20 protein-coding genes, 4 tRNA genes and 4 pseudogenes are annotated in these 20,888 nt (G+C 71.1%); 12 read left to right on the forward strand and 16 right to left on the reverse strand.

From position 1 onward, the window contains the following. Positions 1-161 precede the first annotated feature (161 nt). Positions 162-539 (forward strand): MerR family transcriptional regulator, encoded by a 378-nt coding sequence (locus QUE51_RS13475; RefSeq protein WP_286276880.1) that lies wholly within the window; start codon positions 162-164, stop codon positions 537-539. Continuing rightward, positions 536-1,513, forward strand: coding sequence for an aldo/keto reductase (locus tag QUE51_RS13480; protein ID WP_286276881.1), 978 nt, complete (start codon positions 536-538; stop codon positions 1,511-1,513). Before QUE51_RS13475 ends, QUE51_RS13480 begins: the two co-directional genes overlap by 4 nt. Before the next feature lie 189 nt (positions 1,514-1,702). Here the strand turns inward: QUE51_RS13480 and QUE51_RS13485 are convergent. The 5 genes and pseudogenes from QUE51_RS13485 to QUE51_RS13505 form a co-directional block, all read right to left on the reverse strand. Further along, positions 1,703-2,080: pseudogene (locus tag QUE51_RS13485) on the reverse strand (dihydrofolate reductase family protein); the annotation flags it as partial. Positions 2,081-2,315: 235 nt separating this feature from the next. Beyond that, positions 2,316-4,489, reverse strand: a pseudogene (locus QUE51_RS13490) (3-hydroxyacyl-CoA dehydrogenase NAD-binding domain-containing protein). After that, positions 4,486-5,745 carry a thiolase family protein gene (locus tag QUE51_RS13495; protein ID WP_286276882.1) on the reverse strand — a complete coding sequence of 420 codons (1,260 nt, stop codon included), beginning with the start codon at positions 5,743-5,745 and terminating at the stop codon, positions 4,486-4,488. The pseudogene QUE51_RS13490 and the gene QUE51_RS13495 overlap by 4 nt, the downstream one beginning before the upstream one ends. Positions 5,746-5,819: 74 nt before the next feature. After that, a complete protein-coding gene (locus QUE51_RS13500; protein WP_286279396.1) occupies positions 5,820-7,013 on the reverse strand; it encodes a ribonuclease D in 1,194 nt (397 codons plus the stop codon). A 73-nt stretch (positions 7,014-7,086) separates the two neighbouring features. Then, positions 7,087-7,664, reverse strand: a pseudogene (locus QUE51_RS13505) (DUF3000 domain-containing protein). Between the two features lie 163 nt (positions 7,665-7,827). Between QUE51_RS13505 and QUE51_RS13510 the strand changes: the two are divergent. Together QUE51_RS13510 and QUE51_RS13515 are read left to right on the forward strand one after the other, a co-directional pair. Beyond that, positions 7,828-8,682: an alpha/beta hydrolase family protein gene (locus QUE51_RS13510; RefSeq protein WP_286276883.1), complete on the forward strand. Its 855-nt coding sequence runs from the start codon at positions 7,828-7,830 to the stop codon at positions 8,680-8,682. 7 nt (positions 8,683-8,689) lie between these two features. Beyond that, complete coding sequence (locus QUE51_RS13515; protein WP_286276884.1) at positions 8,690-9,031, forward strand: alpha/beta hydrolase; 342 nt, start codon at positions 8,690-8,692, stop codon at positions 9,029-9,031. On the opposite strand, the gene QUE51_RS13520 is transcribed toward QUE51_RS13515, so the two are convergent. From QUE51_RS13520 to QUE51_RS13530, 3 genes are read right to left on the reverse strand one after another with little or no spacing between them, the layout of a single operon-like run. After that, positions 9,019-9,741, reverse strand: coding sequence for a dihydrofolate reductase family protein (locus QUE51_RS13520; RefSeq protein WP_286276885.1), 723 nt, complete (start codon positions 9,739-9,741; stop codon positions 9,019-9,021). The genes QUE51_RS13515 and QUE51_RS13520 overlap by 13 nt on opposite strands. Position 9,742: 1 nt before the next feature. Continuing rightward, positions 9,743-10,189 carry a SufE family protein gene (locus QUE51_RS13525; protein WP_286276886.1) on the reverse strand — a complete coding sequence of 149 codons (447 nt, stop codon included), beginning with the start codon at positions 10,187-10,189 and terminating at the stop codon, positions 9,743-9,745. A gap of 57 nt (positions 10,190-10,246) precedes the next feature. Further along, a complete protein-coding gene (locus QUE51_RS13530) occupies positions 10,247-11,137 on the reverse strand; it encodes a sulfurtransferase (RefSeq protein ID WP_286276887.1) in 891 nt (296 codons plus the stop codon). A 230-nt stretch (positions 11,138-11,367) separates the two neighbouring features. On the opposite strand from QUE51_RS13530, the pseudogene zapE reads away from it, so the two are divergent. From zapE to QUE51_RS13545, 3 genes and pseudogenes are all read left to right on the forward strand, one after another. Further along, positions 11,368-12,331 (forward strand): annotated as a pseudogene (zapE, locus tag QUE51_RS13535) (cell division protein ZapE). 187 nt (positions 12,332-12,518) lie between these two features. Further along, positions 12,519-13,823: an ammonium transporter gene (locus tag QUE51_RS13540; protein ID WP_286276888.1), complete on the forward strand. Its 1,305-nt coding sequence runs from the start codon at positions 12,519-12,521 to the stop codon at positions 13,821-13,823. 178 nt (positions 13,824-14,001) lie between these two features. Further along, complete coding sequence (locus QUE51_RS13545) at positions 14,002-14,193, forward strand: multidrug transporter (RefSeq protein ID WP_286276889.1); 192 nt, start codon at positions 14,002-14,004, stop codon at positions 14,191-14,193. Between the two features lie 67 nt (positions 14,194-14,260). Here the strand turns inward: QUE51_RS13545 and QUE51_RS13550 are convergent, their stop codons facing one another. Both QUE51_RS13550 and QUE51_RS13555 read right to left on the reverse strand, forming a co-directional pair. Further along, on the reverse strand, positions 14,261-14,599 hold the full coding sequence (locus tag QUE51_RS13550) for a hypothetical protein (protein WP_286276890.1): 339 nt from the start codon (positions 14,597-14,599) through the stop codon (positions 14,261-14,263). A gap of 152 nt (positions 14,600-14,751) precedes the next feature. Continuing rightward, entirely contained in the window at positions 14,752-15,381 is a 630-nt protein-coding gene (locus tag QUE51_RS13555; protein WP_286276891.1) for an alpha/beta hydrolase, read from the reverse strand. Positions 15,382-15,470: 89 nt separating this feature from the next. Between QUE51_RS13555 and QUE51_RS13560 the strand changes: the two genes are divergently transcribed. Both QUE51_RS13560 and QUE51_RS13565 read left to right on the forward strand, forming a co-directional pair. Further along, on the forward strand, positions 15,471-16,463 hold the full coding sequence (locus QUE51_RS13560; protein ID WP_286276893.1) for an AI-2E family transporter: 993 nt from the start codon (positions 15,471-15,473) through the stop codon (positions 16,461-16,463). Beyond that, the gene (locus QUE51_RS13565; RefSeq protein ID WP_286276894.1) at positions 16,460-16,582 is read left to right on the forward strand and encodes a hypothetical protein; all 123 of its coding nucleotides are present in this window, start codon (positions 16,460-16,462) and stop codon (positions 16,580-16,582) included. Before QUE51_RS13560 ends, QUE51_RS13565 begins: the two co-directional genes overlap by 4 nt. 6 nt (positions 16,583-16,588) lie before the next feature. On the opposite strand, the gene QUE51_RS13570 is transcribed toward QUE51_RS13565, so the two are convergent. The 5 genes from QUE51_RS13570 to QUE51_RS13590 all read right to left on the reverse strand — a co-directional run bounded on the left by QUE51_RS13570 (position 16,589) and on the right by QUE51_RS13590 (position 18,840). Next, positions 16,589-16,906 (reverse strand): ArsR/SmtB family transcription factor, encoded by a 318-nt coding sequence (locus QUE51_RS13570; protein WP_286276895.1) that lies wholly within the window; start codon positions 16,904-16,906, stop codon positions 16,589-16,591. Continuing rightward, a complete protein-coding gene (locus QUE51_RS13575) occupies positions 16,903-17,382 on the reverse strand; it encodes an SRPBCC domain-containing protein (RefSeq protein WP_286276896.1) in 480 nt (159 codons plus the stop codon). The genes QUE51_RS13570 and QUE51_RS13575 overlap by 4 nt, the downstream gene beginning before the upstream one ends. A gap of 27 nt (positions 17,383-17,409) precedes the next feature. Further along, on the reverse strand, positions 17,410-17,988 hold the full coding sequence (locus QUE51_RS13580) for an MFS transporter (protein WP_286276897.1): 579 nt from the start codon (positions 17,986-17,988) through the stop codon (positions 17,410-17,412). Next, complete coding sequence (locus tag QUE51_RS13585) at positions 17,958-18,614, reverse strand: MFS transporter (RefSeq protein WP_286276898.1); 657 nt, start codon at positions 18,612-18,614, stop codon at positions 17,958-17,960. The genes QUE51_RS13580 and QUE51_RS13585 overlap by 31 nt, the downstream gene beginning before the upstream one ends. A gap of 150 nt (positions 18,615-18,764) precedes the next feature. After that, positions 18,765-18,840 (reverse strand) — tRNA-Val (locus QUE51_RS13590). Between the two features lie 179 nt (positions 18,841-19,019). Between QUE51_RS13590 and QUE51_RS13595 the strand changes: the two genes are divergently transcribed. From QUE51_RS13595 to QUE51_RS13605, 3 genes are all read left to right on the forward strand, one after another. After that, positions 19,020-19,091 (forward strand) — tRNA-Gly (locus QUE51_RS13595). A gap of 38 nt (positions 19,092-19,129) precedes the next feature. Next, positions 19,130-19,200: transfer RNA gene (locus tag QUE51_RS13600), tRNA-Cys, on the forward strand. 41 nt (positions 19,201-19,241) lie between these two features. After that, positions 19,242-19,316 (forward strand) — tRNA-Val (locus QUE51_RS13605). 96 nt (positions 19,317-19,412) lie between these two features. On the opposite strand, the gene QUE51_RS13610 is transcribed toward QUE51_RS13605, so the two are convergent. Continuing rightward, positions 19,413-20,723, reverse strand: coding sequence for a DUF1653 domain-containing protein (locus QUE51_RS13610; protein ID WP_286276900.1), 1,311 nt, complete (start codon positions 20,721-20,723; stop codon positions 19,413-19,415). Positions 20,724-20,888: the final 165 nt, after the last annotated feature.

Here is a 20,888-nt window from a genome sequence, read left to right on the forward strand (position 1 = left end):
CCCTCCCTTCGCGGGCACACTAGCGACGCTCCCGCATGCGCCCCAGAGGCGCTGATCCCGGAACGCGGCCCCAGTCATGGGGCGCAGGCAGGCCCGGGCGCAACCCCTGCTGGCTGTGCCCCGTTTGACTTCGAGCGCGCTCGAAGTTTTACGGTGGGGTCATGACCATCACCGCCGAGTCGCTCTCCATCGCCCAGATGGCGGAGGCGACCGGGCTCAGCACGCACACGCTGCGGTACTACGAGCGCGAAGGACTCATGTTCGCGCCCGTTGACCGCGCCTCCAGCAGCCACCGCCGCTACACCGAGGCCGACGTCACGTGGGTGAGCTTCCTCACGAAGCTCCGCTCCACCGGGATGCCGATCCGCGACGTCCGGCGCTACGTGGAGCTCGCCCGGGACGGTGACGGCACGATGCCGGAGCGGCTGGCCCTGCTCGTCCAGCACCGCGAGCGCGTTCTCGCGCAGCTGGAGGAGGTCACCGCCAGCCTCGCCGCCATCGACTACAAGATCACTCTCTACGAAGGGCACACCTCATGACGCTTCCCACCACCACGCTCGGCGGACGCCTCGAAGTCGGCCGCCTGGGCCTCGGGCTGATGGGCATGTCGGCGTTCTACACCGGCCGCAGCAGCGACGACGCCGAGTCGATCCGCACCATCCACCGCGCCATCGACCTCGGCGTGACGCTTCTCGACACCGCGGAGATGTACGGGCCGCACCTGAATGAGGAGCTCCTCGGCCGTGCGCTCGAGGGGCGCCGCGACCAGGTGAAGATCGCGACGAAGTTCGGCGTCTACGCGAGCTCGGACGGATCGCGCAGCACCGACGGAAGCCCGGAGCGCGTGCGGAAGGCCGTCGAGGGCTCCCTCAGCCGGCTCGGCACCGATCACATCGACCTCTACTACCAGCACCGGATGGACCCGGGCACGCCCATCGAGGAGACGGTGGGCGCCCTGGCCGAGCTGGTCACCATGGGCAAGATCGGCGGCTACGGCCTCTCCGAGGCGGGCGTCGGCACGATCCGCCGGGCCCACGCGGTGCACCCGGTGACCGCGGTCCAGTCGGAGTACTCGCTCTGGACGCGCGACCCGGAGGAGGAGGTGCTGCCGGTGCTCCGCGAGCTGGGCATCGGCTTCGTCCCCTATTCGCCTCTCGGCCGCGGCTTCCTGACCGGAACCATCCGTTCGCTCGACGCCCTCGACCCTGACGACTTCCGCCGGCACAACCCGCGTTTCGCGGGCGAGAACCTCGAGCGGAACATCGGCATCGTGGAGCACGTCGACCGTGTCGCCACCGAGGTGGGCGCCACGCCCGCCCAGGTCGCGCTCGCCTGGCTGCTCGCGCAGGGCGAGGACATCGTCCCCATCCCGGGCACGAAGCGCGTGGAGCGCCTCGAGGAGAACGTGGCCGCCGCGGACATCACCCTGACGGCCGAGCAGCTCGCCGACCTCGGCTCGCTGGATGCCCCTGCGGGCGACCGGTACCCCGACATGTCGGGGATCGGCCGCTAGCGGGTCACGCTCGCCCTGCCCGAGCTCAGCCGGCCGCGTGGTAGCTGTACACCAGCTCCACCGCGCCCGACTCGAACGGCGTGAACCGGAGCAGGGCGAGCGGCCGAGTCGGCTCGGCCAGGGGAGCAGCGGCGCCCCGTGGCCGAGCACGATCGGCATCACGGTCACGTGGTACTCGTCGATCAGCTCGAGGTCGCCCGCCTGCGCCGCGACGTTGCCGCCGCCCATCAGCCAGACGTTGCTCTCACCGGCTGCCTCGCGAGCGTCCTGGATCACCGCGCCCACGTCGCCCGACGCGAAGCGGATGTCCCCGCCCGCGATCGGCTCCAGGTCCCGGGAGCTGACGACCCAGGTCGGAATGCCGGCGTAGGGCCAGGTCTGCTCCTCCTGAGCGAGGAGGAACTCGTACGTCTTCGACCCCATCACGATCGCGCCGACGCCGGCCAGGAACCGGGCGTAGTGCTCCTGGTAGGGCTCCATGCCGAACTGGAGCAGCCAGTCGATGCGGTTCTCGGCGTCGGCGATGAAGCCGTCGAGGGACGAGGCAACGTAGTACTGGACAGGCATGCGGCCACGCTACGTCATCGAGGCGCGCCCGTAGGGCGTGCCTCTCTCCGCTGATTGAGGAGCGACCGAAGGGAGCGTCTCGAAATCTCGTGACGTGTCTCGGGTACTGGACACGGGTTCCTGTTGTACGGATCGTCGATTTCGAGACGCGGCTTCGCCGCTCCTCAATCAGCGGATGGGGCGGAGACGCGGCTCGCCGCTCCTCAAGCAGCGGAGGAGCGGCGTAGCGAGAGCGTCAGCCGGCGGTCGTCGCGAGGGCGGGGGAGCCCACCCCGCGGATCGGCGGCGTGTGGAAGGTGCCGCCGAAGACGCGCTCGGAGGCGCCGGCACGGTCGAGGTACGGCGTGAGGCCGCCCATGTGGAACGGGTAGCCGGCGCCCAGGATGAGGCAGAGGTCGATGTCCTCGGCCGCCGCGACGACCTGGTCCTCGAGCATGCGGTGCACCTCGTCGGCGAGACCGTCCTCGATGCGCGTGCGCAGCTCCTCGGCCGACATGGCGACGCCCTTGCCGGAGTGCTGGGCGTTCACGATCTTCTGCGCCTGCTTGTCGATGCCCTTGATGTTGCCCTTGGCATCCTTCTCGTAGATGCGGCCCAGCTCGGCGAGCTGGTGCAGGCTCTCGCTGCGGAAGAACCGCTCGGGGAAGGCGCTGTGGTGGGTGTCGAGCACGTGGGCGCCCACCTTGAGGCCGACGAGCTCGAGGAGCACGAACGGCGTCATGGGCAGGCCGAACGGGCGCACCGCGGCGTCGACCGTCTCGAAGGGGGTGCCGGTGTCGACTGCGTGCATCGCCTCGCCGAGGACCTTGGCGAGGATGCGGTTGACGACGAAGCCGGGGTGTCCCGCGTGATCACGGCGTTCTTCTTCAGCTTCGCGGCGACGCCCATGGCGGTGGCGAGCGTGGCGTCGTCGGTCTTGGGAGCGTTGACGACCTCGACGAGCGGCATGACCGCGACCGGGTTGAAGAAGTGGAAGCCGACGACCCGCTCCGGGTGCTGGAGCTTCTCGCCGATCCGCTCGACCGAGAGGGACGACGTGTTGGTCGCGAGCACCGCCTCGGGGGAGACGTAGCGCTCGATGTCCGCGAAGACCTCCTGCTTGACGCCGAGCTCCTCGAAGACGGCCTCGATGACCCAGTCGCACCCGGAGAAGTCGGCGCGGTCCGTCGTGCCGGTGAGCAGGGCGTTGAGCCGATTGGCCTCGTCCGCATCGATCCGGCCCTTGCCCAGCAGGGTCGCGATCTCGCCTCGGATGTACGCGAGGCCCTTGTCGACGCGGGCCTGGTCGAGGTCCGTGATGACCACGGGGACCTGGAGCCGGCGGAGGAACAGCAGGGCGAACTGGCTGGCCATGAGGCCGGCGCCGAGCACGCCCACCTTCGTGACGGGACGCGCGAGCGCCTTGTCGGGTGCCCCGGCCGGACGCTTGGCCCGCTTCTGCACGAGGTTGAACGCGTAGATGCTCGCCTGGAACTGGTCGCCCGAGATGAGCTCGGCGAGGGCCTCGTCCTCGGCCGCGAACCCCTGCTCCTTGGTGCTGCTCTTCGCCGCCTTGAGTAGCTCGAGCGCCGCGTACGGCGACTTCGGCACCGTGCCGATCTTGCTCTCGAGGCTCTTCCGGGCGATGTTGATGGCGATGTCCCACTTGGCGAGTCGCTCGAGCTTGCCCGGCTTGTGCGGACGCTTCACGGTGACCCTGCCGCTCAGGACGCCGTCGGCCCAGCGCAGCGAGTCCTCGAGGAAGGAGGCGGAGGGGAACAGCGCGTCCGCGATGCCCATCTCGTACGCCTGCTCAGCCTTGAGCATCCGGTTCTGCTTGAGCGGGTTCTCGACGACGACCTTGAGGGCGTTCTCGATGCCGATGAGGTTCGGCAGCAGCCAGGCGCCGCCCCAGCCGGGGATGATGCCGAGGAAGACCTCGGGCAGCGCGAACGCCGGGACGGACGCGTCGATGGTCCGGTAGTCGGCGTTGAGCCCGATCTCGACGCCGCCGCCGAGTGCCAGTCCGTTGATGAAGACGAAGGACGGAACGCCGAACGAGGCCTGCTTGCCGAGCACGTGGTGACCGAGCTGGGCGAGCTTCTTCGCCGCCTCCTTGGACGGGATGTCGCCCACCTTGCTGAGGTCGGCTCCCGCCGCCAGGATGAACGGCTTGCCGGTGACGGCGACGCCGTGGATCTCGCCCTTCCCGGCACGCTCCGTCAGGGTGTCGAACACGCGCCCGAGCTCGAGCAGCGACACGGGTCCGAGCGTGTTGGGGCGGGTGTGGTCGCGCCCGTTGTCCAGGGTGACCAGCGCGAGCACCTTGCCGCTCGGCAGCCGGACGTCCCGGGCATAGGCGTGCGTCACGACCTCGTCCGCGGACAGGGCCTCCAGCTCGCTGAAGTCGATGGCCGAATAGTCCGTCACTTGCTCGCCTTCCGGCTCTTCGCGAGCTGCTTCGCTTCCTTGCCGAGCTCGCCGCTGTCCCACTTCTTGCCGTTCCAGTTCGGGTTCTCCCAGATGACGCTTCCGCCCTGGCCGAGGCCGATGCAGAGCGCGGTCATGCCGTAGCGCACCTCGGGGTGCTCGGCGAACTGGGCGGCCAGCTGCAGCATGAGGCGCACGCCGGAGGCGGCGAGCGGGTGGCCGATCGCGATCGCGCCGCCCCAGCGGTTGACGCGCGGGTCCTCGTCGTCGATCCCGAAGTGATCCATCAGCGAGAGGACCTGCACGGCGAAGGCCTCGTTGAACTCGAACAGGCCGATGTCGTCGATCGTGAGACCGGCCTTCTTGAGGGCCTTCTCGGTGGAGGGGATGGGTCCGATGCCCATGATCTCCGGGGCGACGCCCGCGTAGGCGAAGCTCACGAGCTTCATCTTCGGAGTGAGGCCCAGCTCCTTGGCTGCGGCCTTGCTCGCGAGAAGGGCGACGGTCGCCCCGTCGGTGAGCGGTGACGCGTTTCCGGCGGTCACGCGCCCGTGCGGGCGGAACGGCGTCTTGAGGGTCGCGAGGCCCTCGAGCGAGGTCTCGGGGCGCATGCCCTCGTCCTCGGTGGCGAGGCCCCAGCCCTGCTCGCTGCGGATGGCGACCGGCACGAGGTCCGGCTGGATCTTGCCCGCGGCGTACGCGGCGGCCAGCTTGTGCTGGCTGCGCATGGCGTAGCGGTCCGAGCGCTCCTTGGTGAGCTCCGGGAAGCGGTCGTGGATGCGCTCCGCCGTCTTGCCCATGTTGAGGGCGTCGGCGTCGACGAGCTTCTCGGCCACGAACCGCGGGTTCGGGTCGACTCCGGTGCCCATCGGGTGGCGGCCCATGTGCTCGACGCCGCCCGCGATGGCGACGTCGTACGCGCCGAACGCGATCGCTCCGGCGGTGGTCGTGACGCTCGTCATGGCGCCCGCGCACATCCGGTCGATGGCGTATCCGGGCACCGTCTCGGGCAGCCCCGCGAGGATCGCCGCGCTCCGGCCGAGCGTGAGGCCCTGGTCGCCGGTCTGGGTGGTGGCCGCGATCGCGACGTCGTCGACGCGGTCCTTCGGCAGTGACGGGTTGCGCTCGAGCAGCGAGATCATCGCCTTCACGATGAGGTCGTCAGCCCTCGTGTTCCAGTACATGCCCTTCTCGCCGGCACGCCCGAACGGGGTGCGCACCCCATCGACGAAAACGACCTCGGTTCCCTCGGCCACGTGAACTCCCTTGCTCGAACAGACCGCATCGATCCTACGGAGCGCGCTCGGGGGCCCAAATCCTTTGACCCTTCCTACGAAGCGGCGCTCTCCGTCGCGTCAGAGGGTTGGCGGGCCGCGACAAAGTCGGCGGCGACCGGTCCGGCGATCGCCTCGACCTGCCACGGGCGCGCGCCGAGAGCGGTGAGCGCCTCGCCGAGCGACGCCTCGTCCACGGGATCGGGCGGCGACCAGGCGACGCGGCGCAGGGTGTCCGGCGTGATGAGGTTCTCGACCGGGAGGTCGAGCGACTCGGCGATGGCGGTCACCGTGAGCCGGGCGCGCTTCAGCCGGCGGTCGGCCTCGGGGTTCCGGTCCGACCAGGCGCGGGGCGGCGGCATCGTGTCCCCGCTCTGGCGCAGCTGGGGGAGGTCGTCGGTGGTCAGTCCGCGCTCGATGGCGGCCCACCAGCGGTCCAGCTCGCTGCGGCTCGCCCGGCCGGAGAAGTCGCGCATCGCGGCGAGGTCCCGCTTCGTCTTCGGCAGCGCACGCGCGGCGGCGACGAGCGAGGCGTCGGGGACGAGCCGACCGGGGGAGACGTCCATGGTGCGGGCCAGCTGGTCGCGCTCCTGCCAGAGCTCGCGCGCCACCGCGAGGCCGCGGAGTCCCTTCACCGTGTGGACGCCGGACAGGCGGCGCCAGGGCTCCGCACGCACGGTCGTCTCCCGGTCGAGGACCGCCTGGAACTCCTGCCGGGCGATCGCGGCCTTGCCGGACGACTCGAGCAGCTCCGCCATCCGGTCGCGGAGGTCGGCGAGCAGCTCCACGTCGAGCGCCGCGTAGGTCAGCCAGGAGTCGGGGAGGGGACGCGTCGACCAGTCGGCGGCCGAGTGCTCCTTGGCGAGGTGCAGCCCGAGGAGCTCCTCGACCACATAGGCGAGACCGACGCGGGACATGCCGAGCAGGCGTGCGGCCAGCTCGGTGTCGAAGATGCGCTCCGGGTCGAGGCCCACCTCGCGGAGGCAGGCGAGGTCCTGGCTGGCGGCGTGCAGGATCCACTCCTCGCCGCGGATGGCCGCCTGCAGCTCGGTGAAGTCGCCGATCGCCGGCGGGTCGAAGAGGAACGTCCCAGAGCCGCGCCGGTGCACCTGGATGAGGTAGGCGCGCTGGGAGTAGCGGAAGCCGCTCGCGCGCTCGGCGTCGACCGCGATCGGGCCGGTGCCCTGCTCGATCGCCGTCACGGCGCGGAGGTAGTCCTTCCGCGTGGCCGTGACCGCGACGGGAGCGATCAGTGCGGCGCTCGGCAGAGGCTCGGGCGGGACCGCGGGTCCGTCGGAGTCGTTCGGGGATCCCGAGGCGGGATCAGCCACGTCCAGCTCGTCGTGCAGATAGCATCGTCACTCCTTCGGCCACCGGCGGCAGTCCCGCCAGCATGCAGACCAATTCGCTCCAGCCTTCCACATGCGCGGACACATCCGTCTCCAGCGGTGTCCAGGAGGCCCGGAGCTCGATCTTCGCGCCGTCGCCCTGCGACGCCAGCTCGCCGAAGCCCGTCGAGATGATCTTCGTCGCGGTGCCGGACGCCGCCGTGTACTGGGCGCCGCGGGCGTCCAGAGCGTCGATCAGCCATGACCAGGTGACGTCGGCGAGGAAGGGATCGGTGCCGATCTCGACGTCGAGGGGGCCTGGGCGAAGCAGACGATGCGGAACCGCCCGCCCCAGGCCTCGGGCTCCTCGGGGTCGTACAGCAGCACGAGGCGTCCGGTGCCGAGGTCGAGGTCCATGCCGTGCGGCGTGGGGTTCACGTCGGCCGAGAGGGCCACCGACCAGGGCGCGAGCCCCGTCGGAGCGGGGATCGCCTCGATGACGACGTCGCTGCGGATGGTCGTCTGCTCGATCGAGTCCAGCGCGGCGGCGAACTCGGCCGGCGGAGCGGCGATCTCGGCCGGAGGGTTGATGTCTCTGGGAGGGACCACGAATTGAGACTAGGCCCCTCTTCGCCGTATCATCCGCGTTCTCCCGCGGTGCGTCGGTCGTCCCGCCCCGGCGGCGGCCGAAGAGGCGCATTTGGTACGGTGATCGCCGACGATCGGAGGCCAGTCGGTGGCACGCAGGGCACGCGCGCTCGTGAGCGTTGCGGTGACCCTCGGGAGCGTCGCCACGGCGGCGGCCCTGTTCGCCGGGGCCGTCACGACGCGCGTGGCGCGGACGGTCGTCATGCCGCCCCGCAAGCGCAGCCAGGACACGCGGGTCTTCTCGGTGGATGAGGCGGCCGGCACGGTCGTCCTCTCGAGCAACGCCGACTCCCTCCTCCCCGGCGACTACAGCTTCTGGTTCGACCAGGGCGGCGGCCACGCGCGGCTCGGCCAGATCGTCGACCGCGGCGTCGGCACGGTGACCCGGCGCATCCTCGCCGTCGACTTCGGCGACCTCGCCGCGGCCCGATCAGGACGGTTCAGCGGCTGGTACTACCTGAGCCCCAAGGAGCTCGGCGTCCCCTATGAGAGCGTGCGCGTCCCCACCTCGCTCGGGCTGGCCCCGGCCTGGCTGATCCCCGCCGAACGGCCGAGCTCGCGCTGGGTCATCCAGGTCCACGGCCGGGCGACGCTCCGGCAGGAGGCGCTGCGAGCCGTGCCGGTGTTCCGGAACGCCGGGTACACCTCACTGCTCATCTCCTATCGGAACGACGGGGAGGCGCCGCCCAGCCCCGACCGCCGGTACTCGCTGGGCGACCGCGAGTGGCTGGACGTCGAGGCCGCCATCCTCTTCGCACTCGATCGGGGTGCCGAGGACGTCGTGCTCATGGGGTGGTCGATGGGCGGCGCGACGGTGCTCCAGGCGGCCACCCGCTCCCGCCTCCGGTCGCTCGTGACCGCGATCGTGCTCGACTCGCCGGTCGTGAACTGGGTCGACACGCTCCTCTACCAGGGGAGGCGATGTCGCTCCCCGGGCCCGTGAAGCAGGGGTGCTGGCGCTGCTCAGCTCGAAGTGGGGCCGTCCGCTGACCGGGCAGGAGCACCCCATCGACCTCGCCCGCCTGGACTTCGTCGCCCGTGCGGCGGAGCTGGAGACGCCGATCCTGGTGCTGCACAGCGACGACGACGGCTTCGTGCCGTCCAACGGCTCCCGCGAGCTCGCGGCCGCCCGGCCCGACCTCGTCACCTTCGTCGGGTTCGAGATCGCGCGCCACACCAAGCTCTGGAACTTGGACCGCGAGCGGTGGGAGGGTGCGATCGCGTCCTGGCTCGCGGAGCGGGCGGAACCGTCTACAGGGAACGCGGCCGACGGGGCCCCTCAGCCCGCCTGACCCCGGTCCCGGAGCGCCCAGCGGGCGTAGAGGTAGCCCGTGTCGTCGGCGAGCAGGTGCGCGAGCCGTGCCCGGGGCGTGCGGACGAGGTGGGGGAGCAGGGGAGTGCCGGGTGCGCGCAGCTGCGGCGAGGTGGTGAGGCACAGCTCGTCGATGAGCCCGGCGTCGAGGAAGGCGGCGGCCAGAGTGGGTCCGCCCTCGCACACGACGCCCGGGAGCCCTCGCTCCCGCAGCCCCGCGAGCACCTCCGCCGGATCGAGCACCTCGGACCGGAGCGGCAGGATCTCGACCGCGGTGCCCCGCAGCTGGAGCTCGACCCGCTCGACGGCGGACTCGGGGCAGACGATGAGCGGCCGGAGGAAGGATTCGCCGAGCCGGTGACCGGTGAGGTCCCCGGACCGGGTCACGACAGCGAGGCGGGCGTGCCGCGGGGACGCGTAGCCCTCGCGGCGCACGGTCCTGGCGCCCACGAGCACCACGTCCGCGTGCTGCCGCAGCACGCCGAGGATGCGGCGATCGGTGGGGCTGCTGAGCGACTCCGACGTGCCGTCGACCCCGACGACCGAGCCGTTGATCGACGCGACGAAGTTGAGGCGCACCCAGGTGGGGGACGGCGGACGGTACAGCTCGGCGAGCCAGTCCCGCGTGGCCGGAGCCTCGGCCTCCCGCGGCTCGGACGGGCCGGGGACGAGGAGGGTGAGCGCCGTCACCTCAGGCGGCCGACTTCGCCGCGATCTGGCGCTTGGTGCGGCCGAGCATCCCGCTCATTCCGCGCAGCCGGAGGGGCGAGACCGCCTCGCCGAGGCCGAGCATCTGGGGGAAGTCGCTGGGGATGGCGAGCACCTCGGCGGGGCTGAGGCCGGTGATGCCCTGCACGAGGATCGAGGCGAAGCCGCGCGTGGTGGGCGACTCCCGCGGCGCGGTCGCGTACAGCTGCACCGCTGCGTCCTCGATCTTGACATCGATGAAGACGGGCGACTGGCACTCGACGACCTGCTCGAAGAGGTCGGTCTTGTCGCGCAGGTGCTCCGGCAGCTCCGGCAGCTCGTTCGAGAACTCGAGGAGGAGCTGGAGGCGGTCCTTGAGGCCGAGCGCGAGGAACTCGTCCCGGATGTCCGCGAGGGCATGCGGAAGTGCGGTCGTTCCCGTTTCAGTCACGACCCGATTATCCCGCACCCGGGCGCGAGGTCGCCGGGAGGCGACCCCGCCGCCGGCTCAGAGCGAGCCGGGCTCCGACCCCTTGGCGATCGGGACGCGCACCAGGCTGCCCCACTCGGTCCACGAGCCGTCGTAGTTGCGGACGTTCTCGAAGCCGAGGAGGTGCGTCAGGGCGAACCAGGTGTGGCTCGAGCGCTCCCCGATGCGGCAGTAGGCGATGACCTCGTCGCCCTCCTGCAGGCCCGCGCCGTCGCGGTAGATCGCCTCGAGCTCCGCCTTGGGCTTGAAGGTGCCGTCGTCGGCTGCGGCCTTCGCCCATGGCACGTTCTGCGCGGTGGGGATGTGGCCGGCCCGCAGGGCGCCCTCTTCCGGGTACGCGGGTGCGGTGGTCCGCTCGCCGCTGTACTCCTCGGGGCTGCGCACGTCGACGAGCGGCTTGCCGATGTGGGCGAGCACATCGTCACGGAACGCACGCACCCTGCTGTCGTCGCGCTCCACGACCGGGTAGTCCGCCGCGGCGATCTCCGGCTCGTCCGTGGTGAGCGGCCGGCCCTCCGCCTGCCACTTGGCCCGTCCCCCGTCGAGGAGCCGGACGTCCTCGTGCCCGAAGAGCGTGAACACCCAGAGGGCGTATGCCGCCCACCAGTTGCTCTTGTCGCCGTAGATGACGACGGTGCTGTCGCGCGAGATGCCCTTCGCCGATGCGAGGGCGGCGAAGCCGGCGCCGTCGACGTAGTCGCGGGTCAGCGGGTCATTGAGCTCCGTGTGCCAGTCGATCTTCACGGCGCCGGGGATGTGGCCGGTCTCGTAGAGCAGCACGTCCTCGTCCGACTCGACCACGACGAGACCGGGCGTTCCGAGGTTCTCGGCGAGCCAGTCCGTGCTGACCAGTCGCTCGGGGTGGGCGAACTCGCGGAACTGGGGAGCCGGGTCGGCGGCAACGGGCATGGGAACCTCTCTGGTGCAGGCGCCGGTCGCAGCGGAGCCGCGATTAGGCTGGGTCTGGTGTCGCGCCTCGGCGCGGGCCACCCTCGAATCTACGCCGAGCGACCGGGCACCGCGCTCGGGCGGGTAAGAGTTCGACACAGACATCCGCCCTCGAGTCTGGACGTGCCGTGACCGTTGCCGTGAATCCCGGGAGCCTGCTGGAGCGGTCGCCGCGCGTCTCCGGGGCCGAGATGGCCTCCTACCTCGTGCCGCCGCGTCAGTTCGCCGAGTCGACGCTCGACAACTACCGCCCCGACCCCGACTACCCCTCCCAGGAGGAGGCGCTCGAGACGATGCGGCGGGTCGCCGGGTCGTGGACGGCGAGCACCGGAGGGGCTGGTTCCGCCGCCAGAAGAAGCAGCCGGCGGGGAAGCCCGGCGTGTACCTCGACGGCGGCTTCGGTGTCGGCAAGACGCACCTCCTCGCGGCGCTCTGGCACCGGGCGCCCGGGCCCCGCTACTTCGGCACCTTCATCGAGTACACGGCGCTCGTCGGCGCGCTGGGCTATCGGGAGACGGTCGCGCTGCTGACCGGCGCGACCCTCGTCGCCATCGACGAGTTCGAGCTCGACGACCCGGGCGACACCATGGTCATGACGCGCCTGCTCGGCGAGCTCGTGGCGTCCGGCAGCCGGATCGCCGCGACCTCCAACACCCCGCCGAACGCTCTCGGCGAGGGACGGTTCGCCGCCGCCGACTTCCTCCGTGAGATCCACGCCATGGCGGCGAACTTCGACGTCATCCGCATCGACGGCCTCGACTACCGGCGCCGGCACATCGAGGGCCGGGCGGCCACCGTCCCGGCCGCCGACGTCGAGGCCGTCGCCCGGGCGGAGGCCGGCGGCGGCGCGTGGACCCTCGACCCGTTCGAGGCGGTCGTCGCGCACCTCGCCACTGTCCACCCGTCGCGCTACGTGAAGCTCGTCGACGGCCTCAGCGTCGTCGGCTTCGAGGACGTCGCGCCCCTGACCTCGCAGACGGACGCCCTGCGATTCGTGGCCCTCGTCGACCGCCTCTACGACGCCCAGGTGCGCATCGTCGCGAGCGGAACCCCCTTGATCAGGTGTTCGGCGACGACATGCTCGCTGGCGGGTATCGGAAGAAGTACCTGCGGGCGATGTCGCGCCTCATCGCGCTCACCGAGAACTCGCAGTAGCACCCCAGGGGAAACACGATGTTTACATTCCCCGGGGGCCCGTAACACGAAGGAAACGGGCAATCCTCGGGTTCGAAACGTCGACCCAACAGGATGAGCGGGTAACTGAGACCCGCCGTTCCGCCCTCCTCCCGGCTTTCGCGAACGGTGCACGGTCCAGTCCTTGCACATTCAAGAGAGGTAACAGATGGATCAGGGCAACACCGCCTTCGTACTGATCACGGCGGCACTCGTGCTGCTGATGACCCCCGGACTCGCGTTCTTCTACGGCGGCCTCGTCAAGGCCAAGAGCGTCGTCAGCATGATGATGATGAGCTTCGGCGCCATCGGGCTGATCGGCGTGCTGTGGGTGCTCTACGGCTACGCGATCTCGTTCAGCAACGGCGGGACCGACGGCTTCTTCGGCATCGACGGCGTGTTCGGCATCGACTGGGCCAACATCGGCCTCGCCGGCCTGCTGCCCGACGCGAGCGACCCGGCCGGCAACTTCCCGGTCCTCGCGTTCGCGGGCTTCCAGGCGACGTTCGCCATCATCACGGTCGCGCTGATCTCCGGCGCCATCGCCGACCGCGCCCGCTTCGGCGCGTGGATGGTCTTCGCGGGCATCTGGGCGACGGTCGTCTACTTCCCGGTCGCGAACTGGGTCTTCAACTTCACGGTGGGCGACGGCGGTCTCGTCGACGGCGGCTGGATCGTCTACGGCCTGCAGGATGTGCTGGGCGTCGGCGTCATCGACTTCGCCGGTGGCACCGCGGTCCACATCAACGCGGGTGCGGCAGCCCTCGCCCTGGCGCTCGTGCTGGGCAAGCGAGTCGGCTTCGCGAAGGGCATCAACAAGCCGCACAACGTGCCGTTCGTGCTCCTCGGCGCCGGCATCCTCTGGTTCGGCTGGTTCGGCTTCAACGCCGGCTCCGAGGTCGCCGCCGACGGTGTCGCGGCGCTCGCCTGGATCAACACCCTCGCCGCTCCCGCCGCCGCCCTGCTCGGCTGGCTCGTCGTCGAGAAGATCCGCGACGGCAAGGCCACCTCGGTGGGCGCCGCCTCGGGTGCCGTCGCCGGGCTCGTCGCCATCACGCCCGCCTGTGCCGCGCTCACGCCCTTCTGGGCGATCGTGCTCGGCCTGCTCGCCGGCGCGGTCTGCGCCCTCGCGATCGACCTCAAGTGGCGCCTCGGCTTCGACGACAGCCTCGATGTGGTGGGCATCCACCTCGTCGGCGGTGTCCTCGGCACGCTCTACCTGGGCATCTTCGCGAACAACACCGGCCTCATCTACTCGGGTGAGTTCAACCAGCTCGCCGCGCAGGCGATCGGTGCCTTCTCGGTCCTCATCTACTCCTTCGTCCTGGCCTTCATCATCGGCATCGCGATCGAGAAGACGATGGGCTTCCGCGTGAAGAACGAGGACGAGCTGGCCGGCATCGACACCGCCGTGCACGGCGAGGAGGCCTACCTCCTCGACGAGCCCGTCGGCGCCTCGTCGCTGCGGGCGTAATTCCGCCGCTACCCGCTCCAGGAAGGGGTGCCGCTCGGGGAGCGGCACCCCTTCCGCATGCCCCGGCGCAACCCTGCGCTGTCCCCATCCGCATTACTGCGGACAAGCCGCAACCGGAGACCGATGCGGATAGTCCGAAGTGATGCGCCACGGATACGCTCGAGCCAGGAGGTGCCGCATGGGCGACGAGGAGTTCGAGCGGAAGCGCCGCGACCAGCTGACCAGCGCTCCGGGCGACAAGCCGGGCCGCGAGGGCTCGGACGCCGAGGAGTCGGCGGCACCGCGCATCGAGGTCAGCGAGACCGAGGACGGCGCCACCCGCATCGAGATCGCCGACACGGCCGCCGTCCGACCGGGTCGCCCGGCCTGATCCTGCCCACTTCGGCAGCGACTCGGCGCTGAGTCGGAGCCGAAGTCGGCAGGCGGCGCTGCCGTCGCTACATCGCGTGCGGGAAGGAGCGCCGAGCCGAGCGCCGGCTCGCGAGATCGATCACCGGCGCGGTGTGCTGCTGCGCGCGCTTCGCGGCGAGCGAGCCCAGGGCCGCGTCCAGGCTGCCGAAGAAGTCGAACCGGACGGGGTCGCCCAGTTCGGTGACCTCGAACCGGTCGCCCGCCTTCTCGATGAACGCGACCACGGCGAGTCCGTCGTCGAGGTCGAGGCGGTCGTCGGTGACTCGCCATTCTCGGTCGGACAGGGGCAGAGCGGTGATCCCCGCTGTGGAGCCGGCAGCTCCTGCGGAGACGATGCGGAAGGGGGACGATTCAGGTCGCGTCATTGAGAGCCTGTCGGTTCGAGGGACCGGGAACAGGCGCCTCAGACGCGACCTCGCCGCCCCCGGGGTTCCTGCTCCTCCAGCATCACCCATGCTCTCGGCGCGTCCCGTGGGACCAAGGTCCCATGGGACGACCCCGGACGGGGGCGAGCGCTTCAGACGAGCTGGGCCTGGACGAAGACGCCGGCGTCGGCCGCCTCCGTCTCCGACACCTCGTGACCGAGATCGGGATACTCGACCTCGGTCAGCGTGGTGTGAGCCGGAAGGAACGCGGCCATCCGCTCGACGTCGGCGGGCAGGATGACGTCGTCGAGCCGTCCGTGGCCCCAGAAGACCTGCGGACGCAGCTCCCGCAGCGCGGCGTCGCCTTCCTCATCGCCGACGCCGAGGAACCCCGCGAGGGTCACGGCGAGATCGACGGCGGTCGGCCGTCGTCGGAGGGCGTGGACGGCGATCGCGCCGCCCTGGGACCAGCCGACAATGCCGACCTGCGTGGAGTCGGCCCGGTGGGCCGCGATCCAGTCGAGTACCGGATCCGCGCCGGACGCCAGCAGCGGAGCAGGCGGATCCGGCGACGTGCTGCCCACCCGGAACCACGCGTAGCCGGGGCCGTGGGCGACGGGGCCGCGGAGCGCCACCGTCACGCACTCGGGCGGCAGGTAGGAGCGCAGCCACAGGAGGTCGTCCTCGCGGCCCGCGTTGCCGTGGAGCAGCACGAGCAGCGGGCGTCCCGCCCGGTTCTCGGGCGCCGACGACCAGATCGCGGCCCTGTCGTCGATCGGCACGCCCCGAGCCTGCCAAGACTCGGGAACCGACGCCACCCCGGCAGAGCATCGACGGCGCAGCACCCGGCCCCTCCCCATAGAGTCGCACCATGGCCATCCGGCGTGATCCCGATCCGAGTCGGCTGCTGCCGATGCTCACCGACCGGCTGGGCCGCCTCTCGCTGCGCAGCGCCCAGGTGCTCATCGTGCTCGGGCTCACCGCGGTCGTCGTCATCGCCCTCGTGCAACTGCGCATCGTGGTCACCCCACTCCTGCTCGCGGCCATCCTCGCCGCCGCGTTCGCGCCTGCGGTGCGGTTCCTGCGCCGCAGAGGCGCCCCGCCCGCTCTGGCCGCCACGGTCACGCTCCTCGCCGCGCTCGTCTTCGTCGCGGCGCTCGTCTTCCTGGTCGTCTACGCCTTCGCGAGCCAGTGGGACTCCGTCATCGGCTCGGCGTCGGACGGCTTCGACGAGCTGCAGCGCTTCGTCGCCCAGCTGAACCTGCCGATCGACGACCGGCAGCTCAGCAGCCTGCAGGAGAGCGTCACCTCGTACCTCACGAGTGCCGACTTCGGCACGAGCGCCCTCGCCGGCGTGAGCTACGCCACCGAGCTTTTGACCAGCTTCTTCCTGCTGATCGTCCTGCTCTTCTTCTTCCTCAAGGACGGCGACACGATCTGGGCGTTCCTGCTTCGGCCCCTCTCGCCGGCGGGACGACTGCGGGGCACGCGGATCGGGCCCATCGCGGTGCGGGTCCTCGGCGGCTACGTGCGCGGCACGACGCTCATCGCACTGTCGGCCGCGGTGCCCATCGGGCTCACGCTGATGCTGCTGCGGGTGCCGCTCGCACTGCCGCTCACGGTGCTGGTGTTCCTGGCCTCCTACATCCCCATCGCGGGCGGCGCGGTCGCGGGCGTCCTCGCCATCCTCGTGGTGCTGGTCACCAACGGGCCGCCCGCTGCTCTCATCGCCACGATCGTGATCCTGGTGGTGAACCAGCTCGTCGGCAGCGTGGTCGGCCCGGTCGTGATGAGCCAGTCGGTCCGGCTGCACCCCTCGCGGTCCTGCTGTCGCTCACCGCGGGCACCATCCTCGGCGGCATGATCGGCGCCGTCATCGCGGTGCCGATCGCCGCGCTCGCCTGGGAGACCGTGAAGGTGTGGGACGAGCCGCACGACGGGCCCTCCGCCCTGGAGGCGCGGGGGAGTGCGCCGCCCTCCTGAGCGCGCTCAGAGGCCCTCGGCGATCTCCTTGATGATTCCGAGGCGCCGATCCCATTCGGCACCGATCGCGTCGAGCCGCCGGGCGGTGGCGCTCAGCTCGGCGCCGACCACCCGGTACTGCACCTCCCGGCCCACGCGGACGGGCTCCACGAGCCCCACCTGCTGCAGCACGGCGAGGTGCTTCGCGATCGCCTGCCGGGTGACCGGGAGCCGCCCGGCGAGGGCGGACGCCGATGCGTCGCCCTCGCCGAGCGCGGCCAGGATGCTCCACCGGGTCTCGTCCCCGAGCGCGGCGAACACCGGCACCAGCGTCGCGCTCGTCATGCGGAGCCCTCGAGGAGCGCCACGAGCTTGTCGAGCTCGCCGTCCCAGCCCTTGCGGTGGTCCTCGAGGTTGGCGAGCGGCGCCGAGGTGCGCTCGAACCCGGTCTCCACCACGGTGAGCCGTGTGCCGTCCGGCACGGGCTCCAGTGTGAATGTGAAGACCGTGGAGTGGGCCTCGTCGAGCTCGGCCGGGGACGTCCCCAAGGCGTCGTCGTTGCTCCACCGGTAAGAGACCGTGTGGGGCTCCTCGAGCGCCTCGATCCGCAGTGGGATGGGGGAGCGCCCCTCCCAGGTGAGCGTGCCGGAGGCTCCCACCGCGCGATCGGCGAAGTCGGCGCGACCGAACCAGCGGGAGATGTGCTCGGGCTCGGTCACCGCCCTCCACACCTTGTCGATGGAGGCGGCGATCTCGATCGTGCGCCGGACGGTGAACGAGTCCTCGTCGGTGACGGAGGCGGCGTTGCGGGTCATGGTCATGATTGTTCCTCTCGAGGGGTGTTGCGGTCAGGGGATGGGGGAGAGTTCCGTGGCGCGGGCGACTTGAACGGGGCGAAGAAGGCTCGTGGCGAAGGCGGCGGCGATGGCCACCGCGGCGACGACCGCGCCCACCAGGACGGCGGCCGACACCTGTCCGGACGCGTCGATCGCGGCGCCGCCGGCCAGGGCGCCCAGGGCGATGCCCGCATTGACGGCGGACGCGGGCAGGGAGGCCGCCAGTGGGCCGCCCTGCCCCGCGAGCGACACGACCCGGTGCTGCAGCGAGGGCGCCATGCCCATCCCGAACAGTCCGATGCCGAGGACGCCCGCCAGCACCAGGACGGCGCTGCCGGCGAAGGCCCACATGATCAGCAGGGAGAGGGTCACTCCGGAAGTCCCGACAAGAAGGGCGCGCGGGGCATTGGCGTCGGCGAAGCGCCCGCCCGCGGCGGAGCCCACCGTGGTGGCAACTCCGTAGGCGAGGAGGTAGGTGCTCACGCCCGGCCCGTCCACGCCGGTGACGTCGGCGAGCAGAGGCACGAGGTAGGTGAGCGCCGACTGGATGGCGACGAAGATCAGCGCGCAGAGGCCCAGGAGGGCGAGCACGCGGGGCGCGAGCGCGGCACGGGTCTGACCCCCGCCTGCATCGAGAGGATCGCGGGAACCCGCGGGAGGAGGGGGACCGCCGCGAAGAGCACGAGGAGGGCGACACCGACGACCGCCGTGAAGGCGCCGCGCCAGCCCACGGCCTGCCCCAACAGCGTGCCGAGCGGCAGTCCGAAGGCGCTGGCGGAGGCGAAGCCCGAGATGACGACGGCCATGGCCCGCCCGCTGCGCTCCGCGGGGACGACGGAGGTGGCCGTCCCCATGGCCGCCGCGATGAAGACGCCCTGCACCGCGCCGATGAGCACGCGAGCGCCGAGGAACAGCCCGTAGTCCGCGGCCAGGGCGGGAAGCAGATTGGCGGCCACGAAGACCGCGAGCGCCGTCAGCAACACGACGCGGCGGTCGAGGCGCATGGTGAGGAAGGTCAGGAGGGGCCCGCCGACCGCGAGTCCGAGCGCGTTGGCCGTGACCAGGGCCCCCGCTGCGGGCACGGACACCGAGAGGTCGGCGGCGATGAGGTCGATCAGTCCGACGACCAGCATCTCGGCGCAGCCCATGACGAACGCACCCGCGAAGAGCACGACGAGGACGGACTTCGAACCGGTGCTCGTCCGCGTTGCCGTCATCGGTTTCCTCCTCGCCTGTGCAACTCAATAGTTGCACTGCGGAGGGTGTGATGCAACTTCACAGTTGCACCACGGGTCCGGGGACCTCCTTCGGTCGGCCTGAGCGGAGCGGCGGGAAACGAAAGAAGCCCTGGCGAACCAGGGCTTCTGTGGTGGGCGATACCAGACTCGAACTGATGACCTCTTCCGTGTGAAGGAAGCGCGCTACCAACTGCGCCAATCGCCCGTGCACGACAATCCTGCCACACCGAGAGGGCCTCGGCGGTCACTCCTCGGGGTCCGCTGAGCGGCTCTCGCCGCTCACTGCCTCCCCGGAGTCGGGTCGTCACACAGGGCCGGCGGGTTTGGCGAGCGGGGAAGGGATCGGTTAGAGTCGTCAGGCGGCCGCGAGAGCGGGCGTGAAATGCGGATGTGGCGCAGTGGTAGCGCATCACCTTGCCAAGGTGAGGGTCGCGAGTTCGAATCTCGTCATCCGCTCGAGTGAAGTCTCACGGGACACGTGGGGAACCACACATGGTGGCGTGGCCGAGAGGCTAGGCAGCGGCCTGCAAAGCCGTCCACACGGGTTCGAATCCCGTCGCCACCTCACTCACCGAGACAGGCGGTGCCGCGATGCACAGCCTCAACGGGCGATTGGCGCAGCGGTAGCGCGCTTCCCTGACACGGAAGAGGTCACTGGTTCGATCCCAGTATCGCCCACCACGAAAACCCCTGCTTCGGCGGGGTTTTCGCGTTTTCGGTCAGGAGGGGCGGGCCTGCAGCCGGGACGCTGAGGCCGCCTGACAGGTAGGGCTTCCGTCAGTCGGTGCGGGTGAACCGCGGCACTTCGCGGCCGTCGACGAGCACCGTCTCCTGGAACATCGCGAGCGGGCGCACCCAGAGGCCCCGTTCGCCGTACAGCGCCCGGTAGACGACGAACGGCTCCTCGGTCTCCGAGTGCCGGGCCACGCCCTGCACCTCGTAGAGGCCGCCCTTGTAGTGGCGGTAGGTGCCCGGCTCCATGGCGCCCACGCTAGTGCGGCCGACGGCTCGCCGCGGGGGAGAGGGCTTCGGCGATCCGGTCGAACCAGCGGTCCCAGTCGCCCTTGCGCGCGGCGGCGAGCTGGAGGCCCCGCCCGCGGAGGTCGTCGCGCCGGCGCCAGGCGTCGGCGAGCACGTCGGAGGCGGCGCCGGACAGGACGTCGTCGAGCGAGACCACCGAGTCCTGGCCGAAGTTGCCGAGGGCGCCGGTGAGCTTGACCGTGGTGTAGTCGTCCACCGCGATGCCGAGAGTCGGGACGCCGGCCGGCGCCGCGAAGACGGCGGGGTGGTAACGGCTCGTGACCAGGAGGTCCGCCGTGCGCGCCGCATCGGCTGCGGCCATCGAGTCGGTGGTGGGCAGGACGGCGGAGGGGAGGACATCGCCGCGCGCACCTCCTCGTGCAGCACCGAGTCGCCGCGGGTCTCCTGCGGATCCAGCGACCCGAAGTGGGCGAGGAAGCGCACCTCGAGCCCGGTCGCGCCGGCCGCGCCGTCGAGGAGCGCCGCGATCGCCGCGACCGAGTCGGCGCGGTTGCGGCCGCCGAGGTGCGTCGAGAGGCTCACGAGCAGGGTGCCGTCGGGTCGCGCGTCGATGGTTGAGAGGAAGGAGGCGTCGTCCACCGTTGAGGTGAGGTCGGCGCCCGGACCGGCGAGCTCCTCCGCAAGCCGGAAGGATGCGCTCTCCCGCAGCCCGACCAGGGATGCCGCCTGCAGCAGCTCGGCGACGAGGATCCGGTCGCGGTCGACGAGCTCCGGACCGAGCGTCTGCCCGCTGATGGCGAGCGGGCGCCCGAGCGTGCCCGCGATCCCGGCCAAAGCCCGCCGCTCGTAGACGTGATGCGGCCACGTCGAGGCGAGGTTGCCGCCGCCCGCGATCGCGACGCCGTCAGCCGAGCGCACCGCCTCGATCACCGCTCGGGCGGAGTCGCCCTCCGGCAGCTCGAGGTCGCCGGCTGCGGCCGCCAGGACAGCAGCGAGGCGCTCCTCCGCGGCATCACGGGCACCACGGGGCGGGAAGCCGATCGGCGGGATCGCCTCGACGCCGTAGCGCGCGGCGGTCTCCTCCGGGGCGGACGACAGAGCGGTCACGGGCGCCCCCGGGCGGCGAGCTGCGTCGCCATCACCTCGAACATCGCCTCGTCGCCGATGTGCATCATCCGGTCCACGACACCGACGTCGCCGATCACCACCACGCTCATGCGTCTCCCGTCCGCCTCCCGGCAAGTTCCCAAGCTAGCGAGATCCGAGCCGGGC

Source organism: Naasia aerilata (assembly GCF_030296595.1).
GTDB lineage: Bacteria > Actinomycetota > Actinomycetes > Actinomycetales > Microbacteriaceae > Naasia > Naasia aerilata.

Bases quoted from the DNA above. Each gene is read 5' to 3' on its own strand.
- QUE51_RS13545 (WP_286276889.1), top strand. From the start codon at position 14,002: ATGGGCGACGAGGAGTTCGAGCGGAAGCGCCGCGACCAGCTGACCAGC.
- QUE51_RS13540 (WP_286276888.1), top strand. From the start codon at position 12,519: ATGGATCAGGGCAACACCGCCTTCGTACTGATCACGGCGGCACTCGTG.
- QUE51_RS13570 (WP_286276895.1), bottom strand. From the start codon at position 16,906: ATGACGAGCGCGACGCTGGTGCCGGTGTTCGCCGCGCTCGGGGACGAG.
- QUE51_RS13530 (WP_286276887.1), bottom strand. From the start codon at position 11,137: ATGCCCGTTGCCGCCGACCCGGCTCCCCAGTTCCGCGAGTTCGCCCAC.
- QUE51_RS13480 (WP_286276881.1), top strand. From the start codon at position 536: ATGACGCTTCCCACCACCACGCTCGGCGGACGCCTCGAAGTCGGCCGC.
- QUE51_RS13560 (WP_286276893.1), top strand. From the start codon at position 15,471: ATGGCCATCCGGCGTGATCCCGATCCGAGTCGGCTGCTGCCGATGCTC.
- QUE51_RS13585 (WP_286276898.1), bottom strand. From the start codon at position 18,614: ATGACGGCAACGCGGACGAGCACCGGTTCGAAGTCCGTCCTCGTCGTG.
- QUE51_RS13475 (WP_286276880.1), top strand. From the start codon at position 162: ATGACCATCACCGCCGAGTCGCTCTCCATCGCCCAGATGGCGGAGGCG.
- QUE51_RS13575 (WP_286276896.1), bottom strand. From the start codon at position 17,382: ATGACCATGACCCGCAACGCCGCCTCCGTCACCGACGAGGACTCGTTC.
- QUE51_RS13565 (WP_286276894.1), top strand. From the start codon at position 16,460: ATGATCGGCGCCGTCATCGCGGTGCCGATCGCCGCGCTCGCCTGGGAG.
- QUE51_RS13550 (WP_286276890.1), bottom strand. From the start codon at position 14,599: ATGACGCGACCTGAATCGTCCCCCTTCCGCATCGTCTCCGCAGGAGCT.